We start from the raw sequence: 12,727 nt of genomic DNA on the forward strand, positions 1-12,727 counted from the left end.
GGTCTACGCCTGGTCGCAGGATATGGGCGTGGTCACCATGAACTGGGACGATATCCAGTTTTACACTAGCGAAGCGACGAAGTCCCAGGATCGTCGAGGGATGTCACGCGAGGAGATTCGCGGATACGTACGAGATCGCAACGGCAACATGCTTTATCACCTGGTCTTCTTCAAGTATGAAGGCCTCAAAGGCATGAAGGGCGTACTGGAAATCTGGGAGCTGGTGCGCCGCTATATGGAAGAGCCCGATGGCCATATCCAGGCCTATCAAGTCGATCAGCGCCTGCTGGATCTGGAGGGCAAGCGCGAGAGCTTTATCCATTCGCTGATACAGGCCACTCAAGTTCTCGCCGACAGCCGTGCGGTTCAACTGATTTTTGCCCCCATGGTCATGTGGGCTGGCACCGGCCGCATCATCGCCAAATGGACCTGCCGCGTGCCGCGCTGGCCCGAATGGGTCGAGGAAAAGTGCCGCATTGACCCGAACGACTCCTACGTGCGCAATCGCCACACCGAGCACCCGCTGACCGCAAAGGAAATCCTCTGGCCGTTGTTCTGCTTTCTGCTTGGCTGGGCAGAAGTGTTGGTGATTCTGTATTTCTGCTTCAGAGGGTATTTTTGAAGCTATCGAACGATGCCGAGATCAGCAACGACAACCTGCTGTTGCGGAGCATGTGCCTCAATCGGAAGACGCTGGGCAGATCTGTCAACATGCGCGCGGGATGTCGCCGGTGTCATTGCAAGGCAGGCCGTTACGGCAAGATCACGAAGCAGAGCCCTATGCGTGCTCAACAGCGCCTGACGGCGCCCCTACAAAGCTGATGGCCTTACCCCAGCCACCAGGACAGCAACAACAGTAGCAGCAGCACGCCGGCCACGACTTTCCATAGCGTGGCCGGTTGCTGCCATGACTGGCGTGGCTCGGGGTCATCGCGGCGCTTGGGGGCGCGCAGATGGTAGGCGAACTCGCCCAGGCGTCGAAAGCGCAGCGCACGCTGGGGGTCGAGCGCGCGGCGCAGGGCGCCATCGAGCCCGGCATCGATGGCGGGATTGTAGCGCCGTGCACTGGTATAACTCATGCGCTCGAGATCGGTATGGCTGCGTAGCTCATTGGGCGCTAGCGCATAGGGCTGATGCCCGGTCAGCAGCCAGTAGATGGTCGAGGCCAGCGCGTATTGATCACTGCGCCGCCCTACTTCCGTATCCAGCGCATATTCCGGTGCGCTGTGCTCGTTCAATCCCACCTGACGCGCCAGTTCGCGCGCCCCTTGCTGACTATCGCCTTCGCGCAAATGGCAGGCGCCGAAATCCGTCAGTACCAGTTGGCCATGCGAATTCACCATCAGATTATCGGGGTGAATGTTCTGATGCAGCACATCGCGGCGATGCAGGGCCTGCACCGCCTTGACCAATTGCCGCGCCAAGTCCAGGCGCGCCTCGAGACTCGCTTGGGGATGGCGCAATGCCCAGTTGCTGAGCGATTCGCCCTTGATGTACTCGAGCAGGTAATACTGGTAACGGCGTGGCCGGGCCGGCTCCACGACCTTGGCCACGAACGGCGAGTTGACACGCTGCACGACCCACTGCTGAAGCGCGAAGTGCTCCTGATAGGCGTTGCGCAGCGATAACTCAGGGCTCGGCGCCTTCATCACCATCTCGCGCTCGTTACGCGCATCATGCACGCGATAGACGCGCGACTTGGCCGTACGCGACAACACCTCCTGCACCTCGAGCCCATCGAGACGCTCCCCGGGCGTCAATTCGGTGGGGACTGGCAAGTCACCGTATAGCGGCATGGGATGCTCGGGCTCGATCTCCTCGGGCAGCCGATCGATACGCACCAGTTGGAAGCAGAATTGGTCGCCGCCGTAACCGCGCTCCTGGGCCCGGGCCAACGCCGATTCGGCCAAGCGTTCGCAGGTCGCATCGAGGTCGCTGACATCGGCACGGATCAACTGTACGAAATCCGAGGGGAGCAAGGTGCCGCGCACGGCCTGGGTAGTGAACAGGAAAAGATCGCCCTGCTTGAGCGAATCCGTCACGTAATCGATATCGAGGCTACCGTCCATGCCCAGCGCGCGCGACGGATAGCGGTAACCGCCCAGGTCGGTGACATGATCGCGAGACATTTGCTCGAATTCCGCACCGCGCAGGCGGAACACCAAGGTGTCCCCCATATGAAAGAGATGCACCTCACGATGGCGAAACACCATGGCCGATAGCGAGCAGATATAACTGCCCCCCTCGATGTAGGCGCTTTGGCTATAGCTCCAGCCATTCAGGGCATGCAGCACGCGATGTGCCGATGTCTTGACGTCCCAATGCTCCGGTGTCGAGTAGTAATCGGCGAGAAAGCCCCGTACGCTCAGGTCTCCGGCCTGCTTGGCAATGGCATTGCGCCAGGTGGAATCGCTGATCAGAGCGCAAGCGCCCTTGGCGGACAATTGCGAACCGCCCGGTATTTGCACCGACATCGAACTACGATGGCGACGCCGATCCGGTGCCACGAATGCCTGACCGAAGCGTATAGAAAGGGTGCTTTCCGTCAACGAGCGTCTCCTTGTCGATGATGATGAGACGGATAATTCCCGTGTTTGCTGAGCATGGCAACGCAAGACGACGATTGCATGATGCCATTTACGTCCCAAGTCGGTTGGTAAACGCTGGACGCTACTCGTATAATTTCCCGGATTTTCCCCCGCTGGTGTTCAACCTGCAAACCGCAAGGACTCGACGATGAGTTTCAACAACATTCCCGCAGGCAAGGATCTTCCCAACGACGTCTACGTGGCGATCGAGATCCCGGCCAATCACGCACCGATCAAGTACGAGATCGACAAGGACATGGACGCGCTGGTCGTCGACCGCTTCATGGCCACGCCGATGTTCTATCCGGCCAACTACGGCTTCATCAACAACACCCTGGCCGACGACGGCGATCCGCTCGACGCACTGGTGGTCACGCCGTATCCGGTTCAACCGGGGAGCGTGATTCGTGCGCGCCCGGTCGGCGTACTCAACATGTCCGACGAAGCCGGCGAAGATGCCAAGCTGGTCTGCGTTCCGCACTCCAAGCTGAGCGCATTGTATGACGACGTACAGGAAGTCACCGACTTGCCCGAGCTGCTGCGTCAACAGATCGCGCATTTTTTCGAGAACTACAAGGATCTCGAAAAAGGCAAATGGGTGAAGATCGATTCCTGGGACGGCGCCGACGCCGCTCGCAAGGCGATCGAGAAGGCCGCCGACGCTTATACCAAAGCCTGAAGCGCTCGTCCGCTCCCCCACACCCTGCGCCGGATACTCCGCCGCGGGGTGTTTTTTTCAGGGCTTATTGCGACTCGAGATCCCCGCGTATCTCCTGGATCAGTTGCGATGCCCGCAACGTATAGTTGGCCATCATCAGCGAGTGATTGGCGAAGATGCCAAAGCCGCTGCCATTGAGCACTATCGGGCTCCACACACGTGCCTGCGAGGCTTCCAGCTCGTCGATCAGCCGATCGAGTTTTTCACCGACGCCTGCCGCCTCGATAGCCGGAGCAAAGTCACGCTTGGCCGCCTCGAGCAGGTGCATCAAGGCCCAGGTATTGCCGCGCGCTTCGAAGAAGACGTTGTCGATACGCGACCACGGAGTGTTCTCGCCATCCTCACCGGTCTCGATATCGGCACTGCGACGCTCGGTGCTTCCCACGCTCGCCGCCAGACGCTGCGTCTGCTGGTCGAGTCGGGTCTGCACGCCCGCCAGCCAGGCAGCCAACGCCGGGGCATCCGAGGAGAAATCAGCCTGCTGCTCATTCAAACGCACCAGGTAATCGCGCAACGCCTCGCGCGCCTCTTGGTAACGGCCTTCGGCTGACGGAAAGCGCCAGGCGTCACTGCGCGTGGCCAAGGCATCGACGACGTGTTGCACGTCTTCGTCGTCACTGGCGATAGGATCATCGAGAGCTGCGCTCATGACCCGCACTTGCCCGAGCACGCCATGCTCCCAGCTCGGCATGTTATCCAGCCACAATCCAGGCGGGGCGATATCGTTGCGCAAATAACCGCCAGGCTTGTCGAGTAAGCTGCCCAGAAGCGTCAAGGTAGTGGCGGTGACGGTCTCGCCAGGCTGCGGGGCGTCCGCTGCGGCCTCGGCACCGGACGACTGTGCAGCACCGCGCTGCACGCCCACCGCATCCTCGACGCTGAAGTCGTCGGGCCGTTGGCTCCACCAGACGCCCAGCGCCACGCAGACCACCAGGTAGATGATCAGCAAGGCGACCAAGGGCTTCCAGATCCAGCCATACTGGGGCGATTCCAGAACATTGCGCTGGTGACGCTCACGCTTGCGAAAAAGAGCCATAAGACGTCCTTGTGATGAAGTTGAGAGCAGTGACTTTCATCCTATCATGCAGCGGCGCTTTTGCTTGTGCCAACACAAACTAGACAGCTCGTCCGTTTTTGGGCAAACTCCGCCCACACTAACGATATATGGCACCAGCGACGGCATCTTGCGTGATCGTGCCGTGATCTAAACCAATCCTGAACAGGTTAACAGCGTCGATCAGGACTCATGACATGGCGAAGCTTCTCGTACTCAACGGCCCTAACCTCAACCTGCTCGGCACCCGCGAGCCAGGCGTTTACGGCACCACTACCCTCGAGGACATTCGTCTGCGCCTGACCCAGCGCGCTCTGGATGCCGGCCATCAACTCGATTGGCTGCAGTCCAACGCCGAGCACCAGCTCATCGAGCGGGTGCATGCAGCACGCGACGATGGCACCGACTTCATCCTGATCAACCCGGCCGCTTTCACGCATACCAGCGCCGCCCTGCGCGACGCGCTCACGGGTATCGCCATTCCCTTCATCGAGCTGCATCTTTCCAACGTGCATGCGCGCGAGCCATTTCGCGCGCATTCGTATTTTTCGGATGTCGCTCGCGGCGTCATCGCCGGATTCGGCGCCGATAGTTACGAGCTTGCCCTGGAGGCCGCGCTACGCCAGCTCGGCTGACAGCGCATACGCTCCAATGGCAGACCACGTCACCTCATTTTCACATTGATCGAGACAGGTTTATGGATATTCGCAAGGTCAAGAAACTCATCGAACTCCTGGAAGAGTCCAATATCAGCGAGATCGAAATCCAGGAAGGCGAGGAGTCCGTGCGTATCAGCCGCCACACCGGTGGTTTCAGCGCACCGCCCGCCGCTCAGGCTCCTGCGCCGGCCGCAGCGCCCGCACCCGCCCCTGCCGCGCCGAGCGCAGCGGCCGCTCCAGAGGCTGAATCTGAAACAGTACCTGCGCAGCCCAGCGGCCATCCGGTGACCTCGCCCATGGTCGGTACCTTTTACCGCTCGCCGGCGCCGGGCGCCAAAGCCTTCGTGGAAGTTGGCCAGAGCGTCAAGAAAGGCGAGACCGTGTGCATCGTCGAAGCCATGAAGATGATGAACCAGATCGAGGCCGATCAGGATGGTGTGATCGAAGCCATCATGGTCGAGGACGGCGAACCGGTCGAATTCGACCAGCCGATGGTCATCATCTCTTGAAGCCGTTTGTGATCGCCCTTGACGGTCGATCACGAAACGCTTCCGAGCTTACATAGAGACGGACGACACTATGTTGGACAAGGTACTCATCGCCAACCGTGGCGAGATCGCTCTTCGTATACTGCGCGCCTGCAAGGAACTGGGCATCAAGACCGTTGCGGTCCACTCCAAGCCGGACCGTGACCTCATGCATGTACGCCTGGCCGACGAAGCCGTGTGCATCGGACCGGCCTCCTCCGCGCAGTCGTATCTGAATATCCCGGCGCTGATCAGCGCCGCCGAGGTCACCGATTCCAGCGCCATCCATCCCGGCTATGGCTTTCTCTCCGAGAACGCCAACTTCGCCGAGCAGGTCGAGCGTTCCGGCTTCGTATTCGTCGGTCCGCGTGCCGAAACCATCCGCATGATGGGCGACAAGGTCAGCGCCATTTCGGCGATGAAGGCCGCCGGCGTCCCCACCGTACCCGGTTCCGACGGCCCGCTACCCGAAGATAACGACGAGGCCGTGCTGGCCACCGCGCAACGCATCGGTTATCCGGTAATGATCAAGGCCGCCGCTGGCGGTGGCGGACGCGGCATGCGCGTGGTACACAGCGAGGACAGCCTGCTTTCCTCAGTCAGCGTGACGCGCAACGAAGCCGATTCGGCCTTCGGCGACGGCACGTTGTACATGGAGAAGTACCTCGAAAATCCGCGTCACATCGAGGTGCAGGTGCTGGCCGACGGCCAGGGCAATGCCATTCATCTCTACGATCGCGATTGCTCCCTGCAGCGCCGTCACCAGAAAGTGCTGGAAGAGGCGCCCGCCCCGCATATCGATCCCGAGGCTCGCGAGAACGTCTTCAAGGCCTGCATCGACGCCTGCATCGAGATCAATTACCGCGGCGCCGGCACCTTCGAGTTTCTCTACGAAAACGGCCAGTTCTTCTTCATCGAGATGAACACCCGCGTTCAGGTCGAACACCCGGTCTCCGAAATGGTCACCGGCGTGGACATCGTCAAGGAACAGTTGCGCATCGCGTCCGGCTTGCCGTTGACCATCACCCAGGAAGACGTCCAGCTCCATGGGCACGCCTTCGAGTGCCGGATCAACGCCGAGGACTCACGCACTTTCATGCCATCGCCCGGCAAGATCGATCTCTACCACGCCCCAGGTGGCCTGGGTGTACGCATGGACTCGCACATTTACACCGGCTATAGCGTGCCGCCGCACTACGATTCGCTGCTCGGCAAGCTGATCACCTGGGGGGCGAGTCGCGAGACCGCGCTGACACGCATGCGCAATGCCCTCGATGAACTGCTGGTCGAAGGCATCAAGACCAATATCGACCTACAGAAGGATCTGGTCCGCGATAGCGCGTTCCAGCAAGGCGGGGTAAATATTCACTACCTCGAGAAAAAGCTTGGCCTGACCTGATCAGCCCACGCGACTCGACACGGGGCGGCCTTGGCCGTCCCGTTTGCGTTGATGCTCAAGGAGACTTCATGCCCTGGCTGCAACTCAAGGCACACATCGCCCCGCAGCATGCCGAGACCCTGGAAGAGCTGCTGCTGGCCGAAGGTGCTCAGGCCATCACCCTGCAGGACGCTTACGACGACCCCGTCTTCGAGCCTGAAAGCGGGACCACGCCGCTGTGGGATGAGACCGTGCTCACCGGCCTCTACGACGACCTGGAGGACATCGAGCCGATGCTCGACCGAGTCCGCCAGCAATGGGCCGCCGAGATGGCCGACGAACCCTGCCCCGAGATCGACTACGAGCTGCTCGCCGATCGCGACTGGGAGCGCGAGTGGATGGACGATTTTACCCCGCTCAAGATGGGCGAGCGGCTGTGGGTGGTGCCTAGTTGGCATGCCGCTCCCGAGCCCGATGCCGTCAATCTGCTGCTCGATCCCGGCCTGGCCTTCGGTACCGGCACGCACCCTACCACTGCGCTGTGCCTCGGCTGGCTCGACGGCCTCGATCTCGACGCGAGCAAGGTGCTGGATTTCGGCTGCGGCTCCGGCATTCTGGCCATCGCCGCACTCAAGCTAGGGGCCGAGCACGCCACAGGCACCGATATCGACCCACAGGCCCTGCAAGCCAGCCGTGAAAATGCCCAGCGCAATGCCATCGCCGATGAGCGTTTGTCGCTGTGCTATCCGGAGCGACTCGAGGCACAACGCTACGAGGTAGTGGTCGCCAATATCCTCGCCGGCCCCCTGGTCGAACTGGCGCCAACGCTTTGTGCCCACCTCGCCCCCCGTGGTCGCCTCGCTTTATCCGGTATTCTCGCGGGGCAAGCCGAGGAGGTAATGGACGCTTATCGCGCCCAGGGCATCGACCTCGATACCCCGTGCGAACGCGAAGGCTGGGTACGCATTACCGGTGTCGCCGCCTCATGATGAAGGCCAACCATGCCAGGGGCGACGAAAAGCCCCTTCAAGAACATCGTGCTGGCGGCTATCATAAGCCCCTTTCACCACCTAGACGCCCCTTGTGATGCCGACCCACGTCTCATCTCCGGTGACGCCGTTGCCGCACATCGGCTCTTACGCATTGCCCAATCGAGCGATTCTCGCGCCCATGGCGGGCGTGACCGATCGCCCGTTTCGGCAATTGTGCCGCGAGCTCGGCGCGGGCCTGGTGGTCTCGGAAATGGTCACCGCCGACGCGCGCCTATGGCATACCCGCAAATCGCGGCAACGTCTCGATCATACCGGTGAGCCCGGCCCCCGCGATGTCCAGATCGCCGGTGGCGACCCAGAAATGCTCGCCGAAGCCGCACGCCTCAACGTCGCGCAAGGCGCCGAGATCATCGATATCAACATGGGATGCCCCGCCAAGAAGGTCTGCAACAAGGCCGCCGGCTCCGCGCTATTGCGTGATGAACGCCTGGTCGCGGCGATTCTCGAAGCGGTCGTTGCGGCCGTGGACGTGCCAGTGACCTTGAAGATCCGCACTGGCTGGTGCGCGGCGTCGCGCAACGGCATACGTGTGGCGCAACTGGCCGAGGCTGCCGGCATCCAGGCGCTTGCGGTGCATGGCCGCACCCGCGAGCAGCGCTATAGCGGCGACGCCGAATACGATACCATCGCTGCCATCAAGCAAACGGTGTCGCTGCCGGTGTTCGCCAATGGCGATATCGATAGCGCCGAAAAAGCCGCCCGCATCCTCGACTACACTAAGGCGGACGCGGTCATGATCGGACGCGGCGCCCAAGGCAATCCGTGGATCTTTCGCGAGATCGAGCACTACTTACGTACCGGTGACATCATGGCGCGCCCGACGCCCACAGAGATCGCCGCCGTGATGCACCGTCATCTCGAGGCACTGCATGCCTTTTACGGTGAGCACATGGGGGTGCGTATCGCACGCAAGCATGTGGGCTGGTATCTCGCCACTCGCCCACAAGCAGCGGCATTGCGCGCACGCTTCAACGTTCTGGAACAGCCCTCGGCCCAACACCGTTTCGTGGATGCGCTCGCCCACGATGCGGTATTGACCTCAAATGGAAGCAATGCAGCATGACCAGCAGGCAAGCATTTCCCATCGATCAGAATACGCTCGATGCCAGCGCCACGGCATCGCCAGCACATCAGCAAACCCTGCGTGAGTCGGTAGAGCTCGCCATGCAGCGCTATTTCGGCCACCTGGATGGCGAAACGGTCAGCGACCTTTATGCCATGGTGCTGACCGAGGTCGAAGTGCCCTTGCTGGAGGCCGTGATGCGCTATGCCGACGGCAATCAAACCCGCGCCGCCGACATGCTGGGCCTCAATCGCGGCACTCTGCGCAAGAAACTCAAGCAGTACGACCTGATCTGAGCCCGAACCGATCCGACAAGGGCGCCCTCACCAGGCGCCATTCACGTTTCACGCCGTTGTCTGGCGTCAATCGTCCCTCACCTTTCAAGAGTGGAGCCTCATGGCCGATCACACCGCATCCTCGTCTCCCCAGCCTGTGCGTCGCGCATTGATCAGCGTGTCCGACAAGACCGGCATCGTCGATTTCGCCCGCGAACTCAGCACGCACGGCGTCGCCTTGCTCTCTACCGGTGGCACCTTCCGCCTGCTCAACGAAAACGGCATTCCGGTCACGGAAGTCTCGCAACATACCGGCTTCCCGGAAATCATGGATGGTCGCGTCAAGACACTGCATCCCAAGATTCACGGCGGCATTCTCGGGCGCCGCGGGCAGGATGACGAGGTCATGGCCGAGCACGGCATCGACGCCATCGATATGGTCGTGGTCAACCTCTATCCCTTTGCGGAGACCATCGCGCGTGACGGCTGCACGCTGGAAGAGGCCATCGAGAACATCGACATCGGCGGCCCCACCATGGTGCGCGCCTGTGCCAAGAATCACGCGCACACCAGCATCGTGGTCAATGCGTCCGACTATGGCCGTGTGCTCGATGACATGCGTGCGCATGGCGGTGTCGGCGCAACGCTACGCTTTGACCTGGCGGTCAAGGCCTTAGAGCATACTGCGGGCTACGACGGTGCCATCGCCAACTATCTGGGCACCCTGGTAGAAGGCGGCGAAGCCGACTTCCCGCGCACCTATAACGTGCAGTTCCAGAAAAAACAGGCGATGCGCTACGGCGAAAATCCGCATCAGCAGGCGGCCTTCTATGCTGACACCAGTGCCGACGAAGCCAGTGTGACCACGGCAGAGCAGCGCCAGGGCAAGGCATTGTCATTCAATAACGTCGCCGACACTGACGCCGCCTTCGAATGCGTCAAGGCCTTCAGCGAGACCGCCTGCGTCATCGTCAAGCATGCCAACCCTTGCGGCGTCGCCGTCGCCGACACACCGCTGGCGGCCTATCAGAGTGCGTTTGCCACTGATCCCACCAGCGCCTTCGGCGGCATCATCGCCTTCAACCGCCCGCTGGACGCCGAGACGGCTCGCGCCATCGTCGACCGTCAGTTCGTCGAGGTGATCATCGCGCCGGGCATCAACGCCACCGCCGCCGAGATCGTCGCCGAAAAGAAGAATGTGCGCCTGCTCGATGTCAGCGAGCACTGGCCCAGCCAGCAACGTCCCACCCATGACCTCAAGCGCGTCACCGGCGGACTTCTGGTCCAGGACCGCGATCAGGGCATGGTCGAAGCCGACCAACTGCGCACCGTCACCGAACGCGCACCCAGCGAGCAGGAACTAAGCGATCTCAGCTTTGCCTGGAAGGTCGCCAAGTTCGTCAAGTCCAACGCCATCGTCTATGCCAAGCACGGCCAGACCATCGGCGTGGGCGCCGGGCAGATGAGCCGCGTCTACTCGGCCAGGATCGCCGGTATCAAGGCTGCCGACGAAGGCTTGGAAGTGCCCGGCTCGGTAATGGCATCAGACGCCTTCTTCCCCTTCCGCGATGGCATCGATGCCGCCGCCGAGGCTGGTATCACCGCCGTCATTCAACCCGGCGGCTCGATGCGAGACCAGGAAGTGATCGACGCCGCCAACGAAGCCGGCATCGCCATGGTCTTCACCGCTATGCGTCACTTCAGGCACTGAAGCTCGAAGCTCGAAGCTCGAAGCTCGAAGCTCGAAGCCAGTCTGAGCCACGCCGAAAGCAAAACACCCTGCCGGATCATCCGACAGGGTGTTTTTCTTCAAACTTCCAGGCGCGAAGCGCCGCTCTTCACGCTTCGAGCTCCGGGCGAAGCCCAGTCAGCCTAGATCCATACACAGATACTTGGTTTCCATGTATTCGTCGATGCCGTACTTGGAGCCTTCACGCCCCAGCCCCGAAGCCTTGACGCCGCCGAACGGTGCGCTGGCGTTGGAGATCAAGCCCGTATTGATGCCAACCATGCCATATTCCAGCGCTTCGGCCACGCGCCAGACACGGCTCAGGTCGTTGGCGTAGAAGTACGATGCCAGCCCGAAGCGGGTATCGTTGGCCATCTGCACAGCGTCTTCCTCGTCGTCGAACGCAATCACCGCCGCCAGTGGGCCGAAGGTTTCCTCGTGCGCGACCTTCATATCGGCATTGGCGTGACTCACCAGCGTCGGCGTGAAGAAGCGCCCACCCAGCGTGTGTGTGTGACCGCCCAGCAACAGCTCGGCGCCCTTGTCGATGGCATCCTGGATATGCTCGGAGACCTTGGCGACAGCATCATCGTCGATCAACGGGCCGATGTTCACGCCCTCTTCGGTCCCTGGGCCGACATGCAATTCGCTGTTCATGGCTGCTGCCAGCTTTTCACTGAAGGCATTGATCACGCTGGACTGCACCAGAAAGCGGTTGGTGCACACGCAGGTCTGACCGGCGTTGCGGAACTTGCTGGCCATCGCGCCCTCGACGGCGGCATCGAGATCGGCATCTTCGAAAACCAGAAACGGCGCGTTGCCGCCCAGTTCCAGCGAAATCTTCTGGATATGCTCGGCGGCGCCGGCCATCAATTGGCTGCCCACCTCAGTCGAGCCAGTGAAAGTGATCTTGCGCACCACAGGCGATTCGGTCATCGCCTTGCCGATCGCGCTGGCACGCCCCGGCACCACGTTGAACACGCCGCGCGGCACCCCGGCCTGCTCGGCCAACGCCGCCAGCGCGGTCGCGGAAAACGGCGTCTGACTGGCCGGCTTGATGACGATCGGGCAGCCCGCCGCCAATGCCGCTGCTGCCTTGCGGGTAATCATCGACGACGGGAAGTTCCACGGCGTTATCGCCCCGACGACGCCGACCGGCTGTTTGAGCACCACGATGCGCTGGCTGGACTTGGCCGCGGGAATGGTGTCGCCGTACACACGCCGCGCCTCCTCGGCGAACCAGCGCAGAAAGCTCGCCGCATAGGCGATTTCGCCGGCCGCTTCCTTGAGGGGCTTGCCCTGCTCGGCGGTCATGATCGCCGCTAGTTCGTCCTGATGCTCGAGCATCAAGTCGTACCATTTCATCAGGGTGTCCGCGCGCTCTTGCGCTGTCAGGGCACGCCAGGCCGGCCAGGCCGACTCGGCGGCTTCGATGGCACGTTCGGTCTCGGCACGCCCCAGCTTGGGCATGCGCCCCACGATCTCACCGGTGGCCGGGTCGTCGACCTCGATCTGTTCGCCGCTGTCCGCTGCCACCCAATTGCCGTCTATATAGGCAAAGGGACGAAACAGCGAGTTTTCCTGAAGGGACTCCATGGCGTTCTCCTTCCTGACAATGAGGGCGACGCTGGCCGTCGCCGTGAATTCATCTTATGCCGAGTCTTTCGGCGCCACCAAACGCAGC

The 12,727-nt window shown here is 61.7% G+C and carries 12 protein-coding genes; 9 read left to right on the plus strand and 3 right to left on the minus strand.

Features of this window, described 5'->3' with window-relative positions:
* Positions 1–622: DUF6708 domain-containing protein (locus L1073_RS15745; protein WP_343322514.1), on the plus strand; the 622-nt coding region annotated here is incomplete at its 5' end.
* A gap of 205 nt (positions 623–827) precedes the next feature.
* Here the strand turns inward: L1073_RS15745 and L1073_RS15750 are convergent.
* Positions 828–2,549, minus strand: coding sequence for a bifunctional protein-serine/threonine kinase/phosphatase (locus tag L1073_RS15750; protein ID WP_246900834.1), 1,722 nt, complete (start codon positions 2,547–2,549; stop codon positions 828–830).
* Between the two features lie 187 nt (positions 2,550–2,736).
* Here L1073_RS15750 and ppa point away from each other — a divergent pair, with 187 nt between their 5' ends.
* On the plus strand, positions 2,737–3,267 hold the full coding sequence (gene ppa, locus L1073_RS15755) for an inorganic diphosphatase (RefSeq protein WP_246900836.1): 531 nt from the start codon (positions 2,737–2,739) through the stop codon (positions 3,265–3,267).
* Positions 3,268–3,331: 64 nt separating this feature from the next.
* Here ppa and L1073_RS15760 read toward each other — a convergent pair whose 3' ends face one another.
* A complete protein-coding gene (locus tag L1073_RS15760) occupies positions 3,332–4,342 on the minus strand; it encodes a DUF2333 family protein (RefSeq protein ID WP_246900837.1) in 1,011 nt (336 codons plus the stop codon).
* Between the two features lie 215 nt (positions 4,343–4,557).
* Here L1073_RS15760 and aroQ point away from each other — a divergent pair, with 215 nt between their 5' ends.
* The 7 genes from aroQ (at position 4,558) to purH (ending at position 11,025) form a co-directional block, all read left to right on the plus strand.
* Entirely contained in the window at positions 4,558–4,995 is a 438-nt protein-coding gene (aroQ, locus tag L1073_RS15765) for a type II 3-dehydroquinate dehydratase (RefSeq protein WP_246900839.1), read from the plus strand.
* 62 nt (positions 4,996–5,057) lie between these two features.
* Positions 5,058–5,528 (plus strand): acetyl-CoA carboxylase biotin carboxyl carrier protein, encoded by a 471-nt coding sequence (gene accB / locus L1073_RS15770; RefSeq protein ID WP_246900840.1) that lies wholly within the window; start codon positions 5,058–5,060, stop codon positions 5,526–5,528.
* 70 nt (positions 5,529–5,598) lie between these two features.
* Positions 5,599–6,945, plus strand: a complete 1,347-nt coding sequence (gene accC, locus L1073_RS15775) for an acetyl-CoA carboxylase biotin carboxylase subunit (protein WP_246900842.1) — start codon at positions 5,599–5,601, stop codon at positions 6,943–6,945.
* A 68-nt stretch (positions 6,946–7,013) separates the two neighbouring features.
* Complete coding sequence (gene prmA, locus L1073_RS15780; RefSeq protein ID WP_246900844.1) at positions 7,014–7,913, plus strand: 50S ribosomal protein L11 methyltransferase; 900 nt, start codon at positions 7,014–7,016, stop codon at positions 7,911–7,913.
* 97 nt (positions 7,914–8,010) lie between these two features.
* On the plus strand, positions 8,011–9,039 hold the full coding sequence (dusB, locus tag L1073_RS15785; protein ID WP_246900846.1) for a tRNA dihydrouridine synthase DusB: 1,029 nt from the start codon (positions 8,011–8,013) through the stop codon (positions 9,037–9,039).
* Entirely contained in the window at positions 9,036–9,335 is a 300-nt protein-coding gene (fis, locus tag L1073_RS15790; RefSeq protein WP_246900847.1) for a DNA-binding transcriptional regulator Fis, read from the plus strand. Before dusB ends, fis begins: the two co-directional genes overlap by 4 nt.
* 100 nt (positions 9,336–9,435) lie before the next feature.
* Positions 9,436–11,025 carry a bifunctional phosphoribosylaminoimidazolecarboxamide formyltransferase/IMP cyclohydrolase gene (purH, locus tag L1073_RS15795; protein WP_246900849.1) on the plus strand — a complete coding sequence of 530 codons (1,590 nt, stop codon included), beginning with the start codon at positions 9,436–9,438 and terminating at the stop codon, positions 11,023–11,025.
* A gap of 156 nt (positions 11,026–11,181) precedes the next feature.
* On the opposite strand, the gene L1073_RS15800 is transcribed toward purH, so the two are convergent.
* Entirely contained in the window at positions 11,182–12,639 is a 1,458-nt protein-coding gene (locus L1073_RS15800) for an NAD-dependent succinate-semialdehyde dehydrogenase (RefSeq protein WP_246900851.1), read from the minus strand.
* Positions 12,640–12,727: the final 88 nt, after the last annotated feature.

The sequence above is a fragment of the Chromohalobacter nigrandesensis genome, from assembly GCF_023061285.1.
In the GTDB taxonomy this organism is placed as follows: Bacteria; Pseudomonadota; Gammaproteobacteria; order Pseudomonadales; family Halomonadaceae; genus Chromohalobacter; species Chromohalobacter nigrandesensis.